Below are 17,391 nucleotides of genomic sequence, written 5' to 3' on the forward strand. Positions count from 1 at the left end.
CGTGCGTCGTCCCCGTCCCGTCGTCGCGCTCGCGGCGGTTCCCCTGACCCTCCCCCTGCTGCTCTGCGGCACGGCGGCCACCGCCGCCGACGACGCCACCGGTGACGTCGTCGTCGCCAACACCGAGACCGTGCAGGCCCGGCTCGACGCGACCGGCGCACTGCGCGAGGCACGCGTGTACGAGCAACTCGCACTCTCCGGGCACGGCACGGCCCGCATCTCCAACCCGGTCTCGACGAGCGGCCTGCGCAACCTCGACGGCTTCTCGTCGTACTCCGTGTCCGACGGCCGCATGGTCGTCGACGTCGACGTCGACGGCGAGCGTCGCCTGCGCACCGTGAGCGACTTCGACGGCGACCTGCCGATCGGCGTCGAGGTCCGCTACACGCTCGACGGCGAGACGGTGTCGCCGGGCGACGTCGTCGGGCGCTCCGGCCTGCTCGAGGTCCGGTACACGGTCACCAACCTCACGTCCCGCGAGGACGAGGTGACGTACGACGACGGGCGCGGCGGCACCACGACGACGACCGCGACCACGGTCGTGCCGATGATCGGTCAGCTCGTCACCGTGCTGCCCCCGTCCTTCACCGCGGTCGAGTCGGCCGAGGCCGGGATCGCGGGCGACGGACGCGGCGGCACGCGGCTGCAGTTCCAGATGACCCTGTTCCCGCCGATCGGCGCGCCGACCGCCGAGTTCGGGTACTCGGCGCGCATCTCGCGCGGCGTCGTCCCGTCCGCGACGCTCACGTCGATGCCCGTCTCGCCGCTCGACTACCCGTCGTACAAGGGCGGCTCGGCGAGCTACGCGTCGGGCGCGCAGTCCGGCGTCGACCTCACGTCCGGCGCCATCCAGATCGACGACAACCTGCTGCGCCTGCACGACGGCGCGGCGGAGCTGCTCGCGGGGCTCGTGCAGCTGCGCGACGGCGCGGGCACGCTGCGCGACGGGCTCGTCGGCCGGGCCGCCCCCGGTGCCGAGCAGCTCGCCGCGGGCCTCACCGGCTCCGCGGCGCCCGGCGCGCGCACGCTGGCCGACGGGCTGAACGACCAGATCCTGCCCGGCGCGCGGAACCTCAGCCGCGGCCTGAACGGTCAGCTCGTGCCCGGCATGTCCGACCTCAACGACGGGCTGGTCGACCAGCTCGCACCCGGGGCGGCACAGCTCGCCGCGGGCCTGAACGACCAGCTCGCGCCGGGTGCGGCCGAGCTCGCCGAGGGGCTGACCGACTCCGCGGCCCCCGGTGCCGCAGCCCTCGCCGCAGGCCTGAACGACTCGGCCGCGCCCGGCGCCAAGCGCGTCGCGGCCGGGGCCGCCGCGCTCGACGCCGGGATCGCCGAGGCCCTGGCCAAGGCGCCCGCGCTCATCGACGGCCTCACGCAGGTCGACGAGGGCCTTGCCAAGGTCGAGGGCGGTCTGGCGCTGCTGTCCACGCAGATCGGCACGCTGCCGGACAAGGCGCAGCCGCTGCACGACGGGATCGCGGCGATGCGCGCGGGCATCGGCACGACGGCCCCGCCCGCCGCGGGTCAGCGCCCGAGCCTGATGTACGCGGTCAACGCGCTGCGCACGCAGCTGGGCGCGGCGTCCCAGACCGCCACGGAGACCGTCGGGTCGATCGAGGAGCTCGAGGCCGCCGTGACGAGCCCGACGACGGGACTCGCGGCGTTCACCGCGATGCTCCCCGCGGGCGCGCAGCCCTCGTACACCGCGCTGCTCGGCGGCATCAGCGGCGGGCTGGGCGAGCTCGAGGCGGGCATGACCGGCTCGGCCGACCAGCTCGGGACCGCCGCGCAGACGCTCGCGCTCGTGCAGTGCGGCCTGTCCGCCGCGTCGCTGCCGGGCGTGTGCGACACGACGCGCCCCGGGCTGCTCGAGGGTCTCGCGGGCGTCGACGCGGGCATCACCACGCTCACCGACGAGGTCGTCGCCAACGTGCAGGGCGGTGTCGGCACCGCGACCGACACCCCTGACGACGAGACGCTGCGCGGCGGCGTGAACGGCCTGCAGGCCGGCATCGGCCTGCTCCAGGACGGCGGCGACGCGCTCGCCACCGGCCTCGGCCGGCTCGGCGAGGGTGCGTCGCGGCTCAACACCGGTGCCGGCGACCTGTCGGCGGGTATCGCGAGCGCGGCACGCGGCTCGCGCACCCTGTCCACGGGCATCGCGGGCGCGGCGACGGGCGCCGGGCTCCTCGCCGAGGGCCTCGACACCGCGGCGTCGGGCTCCGCGACGCTCTCCACCGGTCTCGCCACGGCGGGCACCGGCTCGCAGCGCCTGCTCGACGGGCTGCGCACCGCCGCGACCGGGTCGAGCACGCTCGCGAACGGGATCGGCACGGCGGCGGACGGCTCGAGCGCCCTCGCCGTGGGGATCGGGACGGCCGCAGCAGGCTCGAGCGACCTCGCGGCGGGTCTGCGGGACGCGGCCGACGGCTCGCAGCGGCTCGCGGACGGCCTCGGTACAGCGACCGACGGCGCCCCGCAGATCGTCGACGGGGCCAAGCAGCTGTCCGAGCAGGGCACGTCGCAGCTCGTCGAGTCCGGAGCGGACACCGCCGCCCGGTTCGGCACGGGATACGCGGTCCTCGCCGCGGGCGCGCAGCGCGCGGCGGCCGAGGGCATGGCGTACGGCGCGCCCGAGGGTGCGTCGGGCTCGACCGCGTACTCGATCGAGATCGCCGGGGTCGACAGCGGCAACGCGACCAACGTCGGCAAGGGTGTCGCGGCGCTCGCGCTGTTCGCCGCCGCGGGCGTGATCGGCACGGTCGTGCGGCGTCGGACCGCCTGACGGCGCCGCGCGGACGCGCCCCCGGGGAGCCTCGGCTCGCCGGGGGCGCGTCGTCGTCCACGGCCCGTGACGACGCCGGTGCGACGGGCGGCCGCCCGCACGGCGCCGCCCGCCGGCCATGCCGACGGGCCGGCCCGAGGGCTCAGGCCGAGGCGGCCAGCGCCTCCTCGAACCGGCGCAGGGCCAGGTGGGCCAGGCGCGGGTCCGGCGCGAGCGGGGCGGCGACCACGTCGGCCCCGGCCTCGCGCACCCGGTCGAGGAAGTAGCCCGGCGCCAGCAGGTAGGACGCGACGACGACCCGTCGGCCGGACCCGGCGCGGACGAGCTCGACCGCCTCGGGCACGCGCGGGCTCGCACCCGCGCCGTACCCGACGACGAGCCCTCCCCCGCGCTCGTCGGGCGGCCCGACGTGCCGGCCGAGCGCGTCGGCGAGCCTGCGGGCGACCTCCTGGACCGCGAGCGCCGCGGCCGGGTCGGTGGAGCCCGCCGCGGCGAGCACGACCGCGTCGTCGGCCGTGAGCCCCGCCTCGTCGAGCCGGTCGACCAGGATCTCGACGAGCGTCGGGTCCGGGCCGAGCGGCGCGGCGGCGCGCGCGCCGGGCACGTCGACCGCCGCCTGCACGTCGACCTTCACGTGGAAGCCCACGGACAGCAGCAGCGGGACGACGACGGCCGGGGCACCGCCCGCGACCGCGTCCGCCACGACGTCGGCGACCTCGGGCGTCTGCACGTCGACGAACGCCTCGCGGACGTCGAGGTCGCCCCGGAGCGCGGCGACGCCCGCGAGGATCGACCGGATCGCGGCGCGGCCGTCGTGGTCGTCGGTGCCGTGCGAGCAGCCGACCAGCACCGGCGGCCTCGTCGTGCCCGTCGGGACGCTCTCGTCGCGCGTCACACCCACCTGCGTGGTCCCCGCGCTCACGGCAGCGCCAGCTCGAGGCGGTAGCCGCGCTTGACGACCGTGCGGATGAGTCCCCGCGAGCCCGTCGCCTCACGCAGGCGCGCGATCGCGACCTCCGCGGCGTGCGGGTCGCGCGAGTCGCCCGGCAGCGCCGTGAGCACCTGGTCCCGCGGCACGACCGAGCCGCGCGCGTGCGCCAGCAGGCGCAGGATCTCCAGGCCGGTCGGCGTCAGCGGCAGCACCCGCCCGTCGAGGACGGCCGCGCCCCGGTAGACCCGCAGGGGGCCCGCGACGGTCTCGAGCGCCTCGAGCCCGCCGTAGTGGTTGACGATGAGCCGCACGAGCGAGCCGAGACGACCGCGGTCCGGCACGAGCGGCTCGATCCCGCGCGCGACCAGCGGTGCGGCCGTCACCGGTCCCACCGCTGCCATGACGACCGACCCCTCGCGGCAGCGCGCGACGACCCGGTCGGTCACGCCCTGCGCGTCGGCCGCGTCGAGCCACGCCGCGGCGCCCGGGGCGGACGTGAACGCGACCGCGTCGACCTCGCCCGCGGCGACCGCACACACCGAAGCGGCGACGGCCGCGGGGTCGGCCGGCGGGCCCCACCGGTACACGACGAGGCTGCGCACGCGCGCACCGGCGAGGCGGAACGCGTCGTCGAGACCGTCGGAGCCGGCGCCGTGGTGCTGGACCACGATGTCGCGGCCCTTCACACCCTCGTCCAGGAGGACCTGCGCGACCTCGGCGCTCGTCTCGGACTCCGCGACCCAGTCGGGCGTGAGGCCCGCGGCCTGGATCGCGCCGCGCGCCTTGGGGCCCCGCGCGACGATCCGGGCACCCCGCAGCGCGGCCAGGAGGTCGTCCGCGATCCCGGCGGCGTCCGCGGCCTCGACCCAGCCGCGGAACCCGATGCCCGTGGTCACGACGACCGTGTCCGGCGGGTCCGCGACCAGGTCGCGCGTCGCGGCGATGAGGGCCGCGTCGTCGATGTGCGGGACCATCCCGAGCGCCGCGGCGTGGCGCACCGTGGCGCCCCGTCGCGTGAGCGCCGCGGTCAGCTCCGCGGAGCGACGGTCGGCGGTGATGAGCACGACGCAGCCCGCGAGGGTCTGGTCGATCCCCTCGTGGGTCGTGCTCGGCGCGATGCTCACCACGCCATTGTGCGGTCTGTGAGGTCCGCGGCGTCACGTCCGTCCGCAACTCGCGGCTCGAGCAGCCCCGGCGCCGCGACCTCGCCCAGCACGAGCACCGCGGGAGCGCGCACGCCCTCCGCGAGCGCGGTGGCCTCGAGCGTCGCGAGCGTCGCCCGCGTGACGCGCTGCGTCGGCGTCGTCGCGCGCTCCACGAGCGCCGCGGGCGTCGTCGGCGCGACGCCCGCCGCGAGCGCACCCGCGGCGAGCTCGCCCAGCGCCGCCACGCCCATCAGCACGACGACCGTGCAGGACGCGTCACGCAGGCCGACGAGCGCCGCGTCCGACCACCCGTCGTGGCCGTTCATCACGTGCAGCGCCCCGACCGTGCCGCGGTGCGTCAGCGGGATGCCCGCCGCGGCCGGCGCCGCGAGCGCGGAGCTCACGCCCGGGACCACCGTCACCGGCACGCCCGCCTCACGGCACGCGAGCACCTCCTCGCCACCGCGCCCGTACACGAACGGGTCGCCGCCCTTGAGCCGCACGACCACCCGGCCGCGCTGCGCGTGCTCGACGAGGATCCGGCCGATCTCGTGCTGCGGCACGGGGTGGTTCCCCGGCGTCTTGCCGACGTCGACCACCTCGACGTCCGCCGCGAGCTCGTCGAGCACCTCGACCGGACCGAGGCGGTCGGTCACCACGACGTCCGCCTCGGCGAGCGCCCGACGTCCCGCGAGCGTCAGCAGCCCGACGTCACCCGGACCCCCACCGACGAGCACGACGCGCCCCTGCCCGCCGCGGCGCCGCGCCCGCACGTCCACACGTCCCTCACGCAGGTGGTCGGCCAGGACGTCACGGACCTTCTCCGCGAGCGCGTCACGCACCACCGTCGTGCGGCCCGGGTCGGGCGTGCCGGTCGAGACGACGCCCACGAGCACGTCGCCGAGGCTCGTCGTCGCCGGTGTACGGGCCGAGCCGCCCGCGGCGCGCGCGGCGTGCACGCAGAACACCCGGCGCTCCGCAGCCCAGCGCGCCACCTCGTCGTCGCACCAGCAGTCGCCCGTCGCCGTGTGCACGAGCCACACGTCGTCCAGGTCACCCTCGAGCACCTCGCGGGCGCGCCACTCCAGCTGACCCCACCGGTGCGCGTCGCGCAGCGGCTCGCACAGCGCGGGCGCCACGACGACCACGCGCGCACCGTCGGCCACCAGCGCTTGCACGCGCCGCGCGGCCACCGGGCCACCGCCGACGACGAGCACGCGCCGACCGGTGAGGTCCAGTCCGAGCATCGTCGTCATCCGGCACTCCCCTCGTCGTCCACGACGGCCGGCGTCGCGTGCGCCGCGACCTCCACGACGCCGTCGACCACGCGCACGCGCCACGTGCGCAGGTCCGCGGGCAGACCCGCCACGGGCGACTTGCCGACCGGGTCGAGGCACACGCCCGTGCGCAGGTCGAACACCTGCTTGTGCATCGGCGACGCGACGGTCGCCACCACCTCGTCGCCCACGTGCCGGGTCCCGACGATGCCGCGCGACAGCACGAACGCGCCGCAGAACGGGTCCTGCTGCTGCACCGCGCGCACCGTGTCGTCGACGAGCCGGAACAGCGCGACCTGCTCGCCGTCGACGAGCGCCGCGGCGCCGCGCTCCGGGGCCAGGTCGACCAGGCGGCAGACCGGCGTCCACGCCGAGGCGTCGGTGTGCTGCTCGTGCTGCGGGATGTCGAGGATGGTCATGCGCGCACCTCCAGGGTGGTGCCGGCGACGAGGACGGGCTCGCCACGCTCGGCGGCGGCACGCTCGTCGGGTGTGGCGGGTCGGGCCTGACCACGCTCGGGGACGTAGGCGAGCGACGGGTCGGGCACCTCGGGGGCGTTGACGAACGACGCGAAGCGCCGCAGCTTCTCGGGGTCGTCGAGCGTCTCGCGCCACTCGTCGGCGTAGTCCTCGACGTGCCGCGCCATCTGCTCGTCGAGGTCGGCGCAGATCCCCAGCGAGTCGTCCATGACGACCGCCCGCACACCGTCGAGACCACCCTCGACGTCGTCGACCCACGGCGCCGTGCGCTGCAAGCGGTCCGCCGTGCGGATGTAGTACAGGAGGAACCGGTCGATCGTGCGGATCAGCGTCTCGGTGTCGAGGTCCTCCGCGAGCAACCGCGCGTGCCGCGGCGTGAAGCCGCCGTTCCCGCCCACGTAGACGTTCCAGCCCTTGTCGGTGGCGATCACGCCGACGTCCTTGCCACGCGCCTCCGCGCACTCGCGTGCGCAGCCCGAGACACCCAGCTTGAGCTTGTGCGGGCTGCGCAGACCCCGGTACCGCAGCTCCAGCAGCACCGCGAGCGCCACCGAGTCCTGCACGCCGAACCGGCACCACGTCGAGCCGACGCACGACTTCACCGTGCGCAGCGACTTGCCGTACGCATGGCCCGACTCGAAGCCCGCGTCGACCAGGCGCTGCCAGATCAGCGGGAGCTGGTCGATGCGTGCGCCGAACATGTCGATGCGCTGGCCGCCTGTGATCTTCGTGTACAGCCCGAAGTCCTTCGCGACCTCGCCGATCGCGATCAGGCCCTCGGGCGTGACCTCGCCGCCGGGGATGCGCGGCACCACCGAGTAGGAGCCGTCCTTCTGGAGGTTCGCCATCACGTGGTCGTTCGTGTCCTGCAACGCCGCACGCTCGCCCTCGAGGACGTGCGCCGGGGCGGTCGTCGCGAGGATCGACGCGACCGCCGGCTTGCAGATGTCGCACCCGCGGCCCGCGGCGTCCGTGCCGAACCGCTCGATGACCTCGGTGAACGACGCGACGCCCGAGACGCGGATCGCGTCGTAGAGCTGCGCGCGGGACAGCGCGAAGTGCTCGCACAGCGCCGAGGACACCGTGATGCCCTGCTTCGCGAGCTCCGTGCCGACCAGCTTCTTGACCAGCGGGAGGCACGAGCCGCAGGACGTGCCCGCGCGCGTGCACGCCTTGACCGCGCCCACGTCCGTGCAGCCGTGCTCCGTGACCGCCTCGCGGATCGCGCCCGCGGTGACGTTGTTGCACGAGCAGACGCCCGCGTCGTCGGGCAGCTCGAGGTCCGGCGCGCCCGCGCCGCCCTCCGGGAGCAGGTACGCGGCCGGGTCGCCCGGCAGCTCGCGGCCCAGCATCGGGCGCAGGCTCGCGTACGCCGACGCGTCGCCGACGAGGACGCCGCCCAGCAGCGTGCGCGCGTCGTCGGACAGGACGAGCTTCTTGTAGACGCCCGCGACCGGGTCAGCCCACACCACCTCGAGCGCGCCGGGCGTCGTGCCGAACGCGTCCCCGAAGCTCGCGACGTCCACGCCCGCGAGCTTGAGCTTCGTCGCGGTGTCCGCGCCCGGGAACTGCGCCGCCCCACCCAGCAGGCGGTCCGCCGTGACCTCCGCCATCGCGTACCCCGGCGCGACGAGCCCGACGCACGCGCCCTGGATGCACGCGACCTCGCCGATCGCCGAGATGGCCGGGTCGTCGGTCAGGCACGTGTCGTCGACGACCACGCCGCCGCGCTCCCCGATCGCCAGGCCGCTGGTGCGGCCCAGCTCGTCGCGCGGACGCACGCCGGCCGCGACCACGACCACGTCCGCGTCCACGCGGCCGCCGTCGGCGAGGTCGAGCCGACCGACACCACCGCGGCGGTGCGGGCGGATGCGCGTCGTCATCGCGTTCAGCCGCACGCCCACACCCAGGTCGTTGATCAGGCGGCGCAGCGCCTCACCGCCACCCAGGTCGACCTGCGTCGACATGAGGTGCGTGCCCACCTGGATCACGGTCGCCTGCGCGCCGAGCGCCTGCAGCGCCCCCGCGGCCTCGAGCCCCAGCAGGCCACCACCGAGCACCGCGCCGCGCACGACGTGCTTGCTCTCGCGGAGCTTCTCGACGTACCCACGCAGCGCCGCGACATCGTCGACCGTGCGGTAGACGAACACGCCCTCGAGGTCCGCACCCTCCATGGGCGGCACCCACGCCGAGGAGCCCGTCGCCAGCACGAGGTGGTCGTAGTGCTCCGTGCGGCCGCGCTCGGTGGTGACCGTGCGCGCCTCGCGGTCGATCGCGACGACCTTGTCGTCGCGGCGCAGCGTCACGAGCGGGTCGTCCCACAGCGCGGGGTCGCCGAGTGCGAGGTCGTCCGCGTCACGGCCGGAGAAGTAGCTGGTCAGGGCCACGCGGTCGTACGGACGACGCGGTTCCTCGGCCAGCACGGTGATGCGCCACGTACCGGCGGTGTCGCGGTCGCGCAGGGCCTCGACGAGGCGCTGCGCCACCATGCCGCCGCCGACGACGACGAGGTGCTTGTTCACGGGGGGCTCCGTCCGACGGGTGACGAGAACACCGCTGACGCTACGAAGCGCGTGTTTCGGGCACGCGTGCGCTCGCGTTTCCCCACCGCAACCTTTCTCGCACATCCGGGGTCGGGGGCGTGTGAGACGTCAGTCCGTACGACCGGCCTGTGGACGGACCTGGCCGGGTCCTGTCCGGATCGCGTAGGATCGAACACATGTTCGAGAATGGCGCCGTGGGCGACGGTGGGACGGTCGGCGACGGCGGTGCGCGCATGCCCTCCGCGTTCGCCGCGCGACCGCCGCACGAGTCAGCGGTGGCAGCGCTCGACCGTGCGACGCAGGCCTTGCGGGCCGTCGTGCCCCAGGCGGCGGACGCCATGGCGTGGGACGCCGCGGCACGGGCACGAGCGATCCGCGTGCTCGACGGTCTCGCCGCGCTCGTCACCGCGGTCCGCGCTCCCCTGCTCGTCGCGCAGCACACGGCCGCCTCGGAGGTGTCCGGCGAGCGGGCGTTCGTCGACACGCGGGCGAGGCTGTCGGGCACGAGCCGGGCGGTCGTGACGCGCGAGCTGGGCGCGGCGCACGCGATGGCAGTCCTGCCTCAGGTCGGGCTGGCGGTGGCCGAGCACGTCGTGCCCGTCGGGCACCTCGACGTGCTCGGGCGCACCCTCGCCGCCTCGGGTCCCCGCGCCGGCGAGGTGCTAGCGCGGCCCGAGACGCAGCGCGAGCTCGTCGAGCTCGCACGTCAGACGGACGCGAGGGAGTTCGCGCGGTCCGTGGAGGCGCTCGTCGGGCGGCACGAGCCGGAGGCGCTCGAGGACGCCCGCGAGTCCGCGCGGCGCGCGCGGTTCCTCACGCTCAGCCACGGCGCGGACGGGACCTTCCTGCGCGGACGGCTCGACCCGCTGTCCGGGCAGGTCCTCGCCCGCGCGCTCGAGGCGACCGGGCACCGGGAGGACGACGACCGCACCGGCGACCAGGCGCGGGCCGACGCGCTCACCGCGCTCGCGCAGCACGCACTCACCGGGGGGCTGCGACCGTCGGCGACGGCCTCAGGGCTCACGGCCGGGTCACCTCGGGCGGGACGGCCGCACGGGAGCAGCGACGACCCGTCACACGGCGCCTCGGTAGGCGGCTCGTCGGTAGGCGGCTCGTCGGTAGGCGGCTCCTCGGTGGGCGGCTCCTCGGTGGGCGGGTTCGGCGCGACCGCCGCGCGCGACGAGAGCCGCGTCCGACACGACGAGGCGTCGCTGCCCGACGGGGCGGTGAGCGCGCCCGCGGCGCACGTCAGCCTGCTCGTGCCCGCCGAGACCTGGCTCGAGGTACGCGAGCACACGCGGCGAGGGCGGACGACCGCTCGCCCACCCGGTGTCGGTGCACGTGCGGCACCCGGGACGCCCCCACCGGCGCCGGTCGCCACGCCGCCGGCCGTGAGTGACGACGGAGTCGTGCTCACGCGTACCGAGCTCGCGGCCGCGCTGTGCGACTGCGCGATGGCGCGGGTCGTCATGAACGCCCAGGGACTTCCCCTCGACGTCGGATGGAGTCGACGCATGTTCACGCCCGCTCAACGCCTCGCGGTCGTCGCCCGGGACAGGCTGTGCGCCTGGAACGGGTGCTCCACGCCCGCGCGGTACAGCCAGGTCCACCACATCCGGTGGTGGCACCGCGACGGTGGGCCGTCGGACCTCGAGAACTCCGTGCTGCTCTGCGGGTTCCACCACCACGAGGTGCACCGGCTCGACCTGGACGTCCGGCGGCTCGCACCGGTGGACGTCGCAGGGTCCGGACGCGATGCTGACGACCGTGACGGGCCGCGCGTCGGTCTCGACATCCCCGCGCGGTACGAGTTCCTGGACCGGTCGGCGCACGTGGTGAACGGACCCGAGCGGGACCCAGGGCGCGGTGACGCGGGGTACGGGCCGTGACCAGGTCGGCCTCGGGCGGAGTCGGGAGCGCGGTGGTGGGTGTGGCTGGACACCTGCCGAGTCGAAGGGGGTGCACGGCATGACGGGCACGGTCGTCGTGGCGTTGCTGCGCGCGGTCAACGTCGGTGGGCGCAAGCTCACGTCGGCGCAGCTGCGCACGGTCGCCGAGGGGCTGGGGTACACGGACGTGAAGACGTACGTGAACTCGGGGAACGTGGTCGTGGTCGCGCCGCACGGCGCGGACGCGGTCGCCGACGCGCTCGGGCCCGCGCTCACCGCCGAGGCCGGGTTCGACGTGCCCGTCGTGGCCCGCACGGCGAGCCGGTGGCACGCCGTGGTCGACGCGTGCCCGTTCCCCGACGAGGCTCGCGACGACCCGTCGCACCTGGTCGTGGTGACGTGGGACGGACCGGTCGACGCGTCGGCGCACGCGTTCGACGCCTCGCGGTACGGCGAGGAGCGGCTCGTCTGGGCGCGCACCGAGCTGTACGCCTACTACCCCGACGGGATCGGGCGGTCGAGGCTCACACTCCCCGTGCTGGAGAAGGCGGCCGGCCGCGGCGGGACGGCACGCAACTGGAACACGGTGCTGGCCCTCGACGCGCTCGCCCGCGAACGCGAGACCACGGCGGCGCACGGGGAGACCTGACGACGCCGGGCTCCGCGGCGGGCGCGGGTTCCAGGGCGGCGCGGCACCAGCGAGGGTTCCAGGGCGGCGAAGGGTTCCAGGGCGACACAGGTACCAGGCGCGGCACAGGGAGGCGCAGGTGCAGGCGCGGCACAGGGACAGGCGCGCGGGGGTGCAGGCGCGGCACAGGGACAGGCGCGCGGGGGTGCAGGCGCGGCACAGGGACAGGCGCGCGGGGGTGCAGGCGCGGCACAGGGACAGGCGCGCGGGGGTGCAGGCGCGGCACAGGGACAGGGCGCGGGGGGTGCAGGCGCGGCGCAGGTTCAGGCGCTGCGCCGTTGCCGGCGTGCACGACCGGCGCCAACGAGGTGGCGAGGGTGCCGCATCGGGGTGGCGAGGGTGGCGCATCGGGGTGGCGAGGGTGGCGCATCGGGGTGGCGAGGGTGGCGCATCGGGGTGGCGAGGGGTGCCGCGAAGGAACGGGTGAGGCCGGTGTCCGCAAGGTCGTTGGTGGGACGATTGCTCTGGTCACATGGGGTGACGGTCTGATCTGATCGTGCGCATGCCTGAGTTGACCATCGACTCCCTGTCCAAGGCCTACGGCTCCGTCCAGGCGTTGCGCGACATGTCGTTCTCGGTGCGCGCCGGCGAGATCTTCGGGTTCGTCGGGTCCAACGGCGCGGGCAAGTCGACGACCATGCGGATCGTGCTCGGCGTGCTCGCCGCCGACGCAGGCGAGGTGCGCTGGGACGGGCGCGCACTCGACCTGCACGTGCGCCGCCGCATCGGGTACATGCCCGAGGAACGCGGCCTCTACCCGAAGATGCGCGTCGGCGAGCACCTCGTGTATCTCGCACGGCTGCACGGCATGTCGAAGACCGACGCGGTGCTGGCCATGGAGCACTGGACGACGGTGCTCGGGATCGATGCGCGCCGCGGCGACGAGGTGCTCAAGCTGTCCCTCGGCAACCAGCAGCGCGTCCAGCTCGCCGCGGCGCTCGTGCACGGACCCGACATCCTCGTGCTCGACGAGCCGTTCTCCGGCCTCGACCCCGTCGCGGTCGACGTCATGAGCCAGGTGCTGCGCGACCAGGCGGCCGCCGGCGTGCCGGTGATGTTCTCCTCCCACCAGCTCGAGCTCGTGGAACGGCTGTGCGACCGCGTCGGCATCGTGCGCGCGGGCTCGATGGTCGCGGTCGGCGGGATCGACGAGCTGCGCTCGACGCCCGAACGGCGCTGGGTGGTCGACGGCCCCGACCCTGCCCGCTGGCTCTCGCGCGTGCCCGCGGCGCGACTGGTGAGCACCGAGCACGGTCAGGACGTCGGCGCGTCCTCGGGAGCGGCGGCGTCCGGCGTGTCGTCCGGGGGGACCGTCCCGGGCAGCGCAGTCGCCGACGGGACGGGCGCCGCGCGGCGGACCGTCGTCGAGGTGGCGGACCCCGGGCTGCGGGACGTCGACCAGGAGCTCCTGTCCGCGGCACTCGACGCCGGGCCGGTGCGGGAGTTCGCGCGCGTGCGCCCCTCGCTCGTCGAGCTGTACCGGCACGTCGTCACCAGCGACGAACCACCCGCGCCCGACGGGGTGTCGACCACCACCGGCGACCGGGCCGGGACGGAGGTGTCCGCGTGAGCAAGGACCGAGGCACGAGCGCCACGCGTCAGCAGAGCTCGAGCACACCGACGTCGAGCACACCGACGTCGAGCACTCCGACGTCGAGCACGAGGCAGACCACGGCCACGAGCGAGCTCGGGACCGCCGCGGCGATCCGGCTCGTCGCGGCGCGGGAGATCACGACCCGCGTGCGCACGCGGTCCTTCATCTGGACCACGGCGCTGTTCGTCGCGGCCGTCGTGCTCGGCGGTGTGCTGCTCGACGTGGTCGGCGGCCAGGAGCCCGACGCGACCGACGTGGGCTTCACCACCGCTGCCGCACCGGCCGCGAGCGCGTTCGAGGCGACCGCGCAGGGCATGGGTCTCACCGTCGAGACGCACGAGGTCGAGCAGGCCGCGATCGACCAGCAGCTGCGCGACGGGGACCTCGACCTCGTCGTGACGTCGGTCGACCCGACGTTCGAGGTGTCGGTGCACGACAGCGTCGGCCCGACCGTCGAGCCGGTGCTCACCGCGTTCGCGCAGCAGCTCGCCCTCGCCTCGGCCGTCACCGAGCTCGGTGGTGACCCGGCCGACGTCTCCGGGCAGATCGCGTCGGCGCAGGCGCAGGTCACCGCGCTCGAACCCGAGCCGGAGCGCGACGGCGCGCAGATCGTCGCCGGCTACATCGCCGGGATCCTGCTGTTCATCTCGCTGATGACCGCGGGGCAGCTCGTCGCGCAGGGCGTCGTCGAGGAGAAGTCCAGCCGGGTCGTCGAGCTGCTGCTCGCGAGCGTCCGGCCCGCGCAGCTCATGGCGGGCAAGGTGCTCGGCATCGGCGTCGTCGGTCTGCTGCAGGTCGCGCTCGTCGTCGGCGCGGGCGCCGGGACGGCCACCGCGCTCGGGCTGCTCGACACGTCCTCGCTGGACATCGGCACCACCGCGCTGTGGGCGCTCGTGTGGTTCGTCGTCGGGTTCGCGATGTACGCGCTCGTGCTCGGCGCCCTCGGCGCTCTCGTGTCGCGTCAGGAGGACGTCGGCTCGGTGATCGGGCCGGTCACGACGCTGATGATCATCCCGTACGTCCTCGGGATCTCGATCCTGCCCTGGGACCCGACGAACCAGCTCGCGACGTGGCTGTCGTTCGTCCCGTTCTGCTCCCCGATGCTCATGCCGATCCGCGTGGCGCTCGGTGCTGCCGAGACGTGGGAGGCGCTGCTCGCGCTCGGGCTGTCGATCGCCGTCATCCCCGTGCTGGTGTGGCTCGCGGGTCGCATCTACTCCGGCGCGATCCTGCACTCCGGGAGCCGCATGAAGATCCGCGACGCGCTGCGCCGCGCGTGAAGGACCGCCGTGCCCGGCAATGCGCCACGTGCCGGGCACGGCGCCACGCTCCCCGTCCACGGCGTCCTCCGGTCACGGCGTCCTCCCGGTCACGGCGCCATGGTGCCCGCACGTGGCCGCCGCGGTTCCGGGCGCGGCCTCGAAGCCCCCTCTCGCACGACGTCATGCTCCCGGCATCGCTGCTCAGGTCGCCGCGGCGCGGGTCGCGGTCCCCGGCCCGACCCGCGCGCGCGGTCCGCGGGGCGCCGGGGTGGCCGCTCAGCCCCTGGCCACGGCGGCTAGGTTGGGCGCATGGCCACGCTGTTCACCAAGATCATCGACGGCGAGATCCCCGGACGGTTCGTCTGGGCCGACGACGTGTGCGTCGCATTCGCGACCATCGCGCCGATCACCGATGGGCACGTCCTCGTCGTCCCGCGCGCCGAGATCCCCGAGCTGACGCAGGCGCCGGACGACGTGGTCGCGCACCTCGCGGTCGTCGCACGCACCATCGGCGCGGTCCAGCAGGCCGAGTGGGGCGCGCCGCGAGCGGCACTGCTCGTCGCGGGGTTCGAGGTCGCGCACCTGCACCTGCATGTCCTGCCGGCGTGGGACGAGTCGAGCCTGACGTTCGCCAACGCGCGCGCCGACGTCCCCGCCGAGGAGCTCGACGCCGCGACCGAGCGCCTGCGTACCGCGCTGCGCGCCGCGGGCCACGGCGACCACGTCCCCGCCGCGCTGGGCTCCCCCGCGCTCTGACCCCCTGACGTCCCGCACCGCCCGAGCTCGGATCGACCTCGGCGCGACGAGCTCGACCGCCGCACCGCCCTCAGTGCGACGACCTCGACCGCTCGCGCCGCCCCCGGTGCGACGACCTCGACCGCTCGCGCCGCTCCGGTGCGACTCGACCTGCGCGGGCGCTCCCCGACGACCGCGCGACCGTGCGGCTGCTCGGCGCCACGCGTCGACGACCACGGCGACGCGCCGTGGTGACCTGGCTCCGGGCGACGACGATCGCGGCGACCCGGCGGTTGCTCCGGCTTCGGGGCGGCACACCCGGAGGAACGACGGGGTCGGCGAGGGGGTGAGCTCGACGCCGAGCACCGCTGGTCGTTCGGCCGCGGGTCTGTTCGTGGGCTGGGCGAGGCCGCAGCATGGAGGGATGGCGGCGGTCGGGACGGCGCAGGAGCGGCCGGCAGGTCGTGAGCGGCGTGCCCGGCGCGAGCGCGCGTGGCTCGGTGCGGTCGCCGGGCTGGCCTCGGGTCTCGTCACCGTGGGGACGGCCGCGCTCGTCGCGATCGTGACCGGGACGTCGAGCGACCCGCTCGTCGCGGTGGGGGCGGCGTTCGTCGACGCGACCCCGACGTGGCTGAAGGAGTTCGCCGCCGAGGCGTTCGGGACGGCGGACAAGGTCGCGCTCGGAGTCGGCGAGGCGCTCGTGCTGGCGGGGCTCGCGGCCCTCGCGGGCGTCCTCGCGGCGCGTCGGTGGGTGTGGGGCGCGGCGGTCGTGGTCGTGCTCGGGCTCGTCGCCGCCGGTGCGGCGCTCGGCCGGCCGGGGGCGTCGGTGGCCGCAGCCCTGCCCGCCGTGGTCGGGACGGCCGTGGGGCTGTGGACGCTGCGCGCGCTCGTCGGACGCCTTCCGGGACCGGAGCGGGTCGGCTCCGCGCACGCCGAACCCGGCGGCGATCCCGCCGCGGGGCAGCTGGTCCGCGGCGTCGACTGGGCCGGGGTCGACCGGCGTGGGTTCCTGCGGGCCGTCGGCGTCGCCGGCGCGCTGGGAGCCGTGGGGATCGTCGTCGGGCGCGCCGCCGGTGCGGCGGGGCGCGCGGTGACGGCGGCCCGCGACGCGATCCGGCTCCCCCGGCCGGGCCGAGCCGCGGCGCCGGTCCCCGCGGACGTCGACGTGGGGGTCGACGGGGTCGGGCCGTGGGCGACGCCGACCGACGCGTTCTACCGGATCGACACCGCGCTCGTCGTGCCGCAGGTCGACCCCGCCACGTGGACGCTGCGCGTGCACGGGCTCGTCGGGCGTGAGGTCGAGCTCACGTGGGAGGAGCTGCTCGCGTCGGACCTGGTCGAGGCGTGGGTGACGCTGTGCTGCGTCTCGAACCCGGTCGGCGGTGACCTCGTCGGGAACCAGCGTTGGCTGGGGCTGCCGGTGCGGGAGGTGCTCGCGCGTGCGGTGCCCGACGCGGACGCGGACATGGTGCTGTCGCGCAGCGCGGACGGCTGGACGGCGTCCACCCCGATCGAGGCGCTCACGGACGACCGGGACGCGCTGCTCGCGGTCGGGATGGACGGTGCGCCGCTGCCGGTGGAGCACGGGTTCCCTGTACGACTCGTGGTTCCCGGTCTGTACGGGTACGTGTCCGCGACGAAGTGGGTCACCGAGCTGGAGGTGACGCGGTTCGCGGACACCCGGGCGTACTGGACGCAGCGCGGCTGGGCACCGCGCGGCCCGGTGAAGACGCAGTCCCGGATCGAGGTGCCGCGCGGTGGCGGCGACGTCGAGGCGGGCGACGTGGTGGTCGCGGGGACCGCGTGGGCGCAGCACCGCGGCGTGACGCGCGTGCAGGTCCGGGCTGACGAGGGCGCGTGGCAGGACGCGACGCTCGCGGCCGACGGGGGCATCGACTCGTGGCGGCAGTGGCGCTGGACGTGGCGCGCCGAGCCGGGCGAGCACGTGCTGCACGTGCGGGCGTTCGACCCCGACGGCCCGCAGACCGGGGCCGCGGCGGGCGTGCTGCCCGACGGCGCGACGGGGTACGACTCGGTGCACGTCACGGTCCGCTGACGGT

General features: G+C 75.6%; 13 protein-coding genes. 7 read left to right on the plus strand and 6 right to left on the minus strand.

Features of this window, described 5'->3' with window-relative positions; genetic code table 11:
- The first annotated feature begins 1 nt into the window (after window position 1).
- Window positions 2-2,788, plus strand: coding sequence for a YhgE/Pip domain-containing protein (locus F1D97_RS15000; protein WP_236121302.1), 2,787 nt, complete (start codon window positions 2-4; stop codon window positions 2,786-2,788).
- Window positions 2,789-2,930: 142 nt separating this feature from the next.
- Here F1D97_RS15000 and F1D97_RS15005 read toward each other — a convergent pair whose 3' ends face one another.
- The 5 genes from F1D97_RS15005 to nirB form a co-directional block, all read right to left on the minus strand.
- Window positions 2,931-3,638 carry a sirohydrochlorin chelatase gene (locus tag F1D97_RS15005; RefSeq protein ID WP_236123625.1) on the minus strand — a complete coding sequence of 236 codons (708 nt, stop codon included), beginning with the start codon at window positions 3,636-3,638 and terminating at the stop codon, window positions 2,931-2,933.
- Window positions 3,639-3,706: 68 nt separating this feature from the next.
- Window positions 3,707-4,843, minus strand: a complete 1,137-nt coding sequence (locus F1D97_RS15010) for a uroporphyrinogen-III synthase (protein WP_236121303.1) — start codon at window positions 4,841-4,843, stop codon at window positions 3,707-3,709.
- Window positions 4,840-6,120 (minus strand): uroporphyrinogen-III C-methyltransferase, encoded by a 1,281-nt coding sequence (gene cobA / locus F1D97_RS15015; protein WP_236121304.1) that lies wholly within the window; start codon window positions 6,118-6,120, stop codon window positions 4,840-4,842. Before cobA ends, F1D97_RS15010 begins: the two co-directional genes overlap by 4 nt.
- The gene (gene nirD, locus F1D97_RS15020; protein WP_236121305.1) at window positions 6,117-6,560 is read right to left on the minus strand and encodes a nitrite reductase small subunit NirD; all 444 of its coding nucleotides are present in this window, start codon (window positions 6,558-6,560) and stop codon (window positions 6,117-6,119) included. Before nirD ends, cobA begins: the two co-directional genes overlap by 4 nt.
- Window positions 6,557-9,109, minus strand: coding sequence for a nitrite reductase large subunit NirB (gene nirB / locus F1D97_RS15025; protein ID WP_317618987.1), 2,553 nt, complete (start codon window positions 9,107-9,109; stop codon window positions 6,557-6,559). The genes nirD and nirB overlap by 4 nt, the downstream gene beginning before the upstream one ends.
- A gap of 230 nt (window positions 9,110-9,339) precedes the next feature.
- On the opposite strand from nirB, the gene F1D97_RS15030 reads away from it, so the two are divergent.
- From F1D97_RS15030 to F1D97_RS15040, 3 genes are all read left to right on the plus strand, one after another.
- On the plus strand, window positions 9,340-11,052 hold the full coding sequence (locus F1D97_RS15030; protein WP_236121307.1) for an HNH endonuclease signature motif containing protein: 1,713 nt from the start codon (window positions 9,340-9,342) through the stop codon (window positions 11,050-11,052).
- A 79-nt stretch (window positions 11,053-11,131) separates the two neighbouring features.
- Window positions 11,132-11,701 carry a DUF1697 domain-containing protein gene (locus F1D97_RS15035; RefSeq protein WP_236121308.1) on the plus strand — a complete coding sequence of 190 codons (570 nt, stop codon included), beginning with the start codon at window positions 11,132-11,134 and terminating at the stop codon, window positions 11,699-11,701.
- 541 nt (window positions 11,702-12,242) lie between these two features.
- Window positions 12,243-13,310: an ABC transporter ATP-binding protein gene (locus F1D97_RS15040; RefSeq protein ID WP_236121309.1), complete on the plus strand. Its 1,068-nt coding sequence runs from the start codon at window positions 12,243-12,245 to the stop codon at window positions 13,308-13,310.
- Between the two features lie 28 nt (window positions 13,311-13,338).
- Here the strand turns inward: F1D97_RS15040 and F1D97_RS15045 are convergent, their stop codons facing one another.
- On the minus strand, window positions 13,339-13,488 hold the full coding sequence (locus F1D97_RS15045; protein WP_236121310.1) for a hypothetical protein: 150 nt from the start codon (window positions 13,486-13,488) through the stop codon (window positions 13,339-13,341).
- Between F1D97_RS15045 and F1D97_RS15050 the strand changes: the two genes are divergently transcribed.
- The 3 genes from F1D97_RS15050 (at window position 13,481) to F1D97_RS15060 (ending at window position 17,387) form a co-directional block, all read left to right on the plus strand.
- Entirely contained in the window at window positions 13,481-14,614 is a 1,134-nt protein-coding gene (locus F1D97_RS15050) for an ABC transporter permease (RefSeq protein WP_236121311.1), read from the plus strand. The genes F1D97_RS15045 and F1D97_RS15050 overlap by 8 nt on opposite strands.
- Window positions 14,615-14,905: 291 nt before the next feature.
- The gene (locus tag F1D97_RS15055; RefSeq protein WP_236121312.1) at window positions 14,906-15,352 is read left to right on the plus strand and encodes an HIT family protein; all 447 of its coding nucleotides are present in this window, start codon (window positions 14,906-14,908) and stop codon (window positions 15,350-15,352) included.
- A 403-nt stretch (window positions 15,353-15,755) separates the two neighbouring features.
- Window positions 15,756-17,387, plus strand: coding sequence for a molybdopterin-dependent oxidoreductase (locus tag F1D97_RS15060; RefSeq protein ID WP_236121313.1), 1,632 nt, complete (start codon window positions 15,756-15,758; stop codon window positions 17,385-17,387).
- Window positions 17,388-17,391 lie beyond the last annotated feature (4 nt).

Origin of the sequence: Cellulomonas palmilytica (genome assembly GCF_021590045.1) — a bacterium.
Lineage (GTDB): Bacteria > Actinomycetota > Actinomycetes > Actinomycetales > Cellulomonadaceae > Cellulomonas > Cellulomonas palmilytica.

Coding starts and splice junctions, on each gene's coding strand:
- nirD (WP_236121305.1), bottom strand. CDS start 6,560: ATGACCATCCTCGACATCCCGCAGCACGAGCAGCACACCGACGCCTCG.
- cobA (WP_236121304.1), bottom strand. CDS start 6,120: ATGACGACGATGCTCGGACTGGACCTCACCGGTCGGCGCGTGCTCGTC.
- F1D97_RS15030 (WP_236121307.1), top strand. CDS start 9,340: ATGTTCGAGAATGGCGCCGTGGGCGACGGTGGGACGGTCGGCGACGGC.
- nirB (WP_317618987.1), bottom strand. CDS start 9,109: ATGGTGGCGCAGCGCCTCGTCGAGGCCCTGCGCGACCGCGACACCGCC.
- F1D97_RS15060 (WP_236121313.1), top strand. CDS start 15,756: ATGGCGGCGGTCGGGACGGCGCAGGAGCGGCCGGCAGGTCGTGAGCGG.
- F1D97_RS15055 (WP_236121312.1), top strand. CDS start 14,906: ATGGCCACGCTGTTCACCAAGATCATCGACGGCGAGATCCCCGGACGG.
- F1D97_RS15040 (WP_236121309.1), top strand. CDS start 12,243: ATGCCTGAGTTGACCATCGACTCCCTGTCCAAGGCCTACGGCTCCGTC.
- F1D97_RS15035 (WP_236121308.1), top strand. CDS start 11,132: ATGACGGGCACGGTCGTCGTGGCGTTGCTGCGCGCGGTCAACGTCGGT.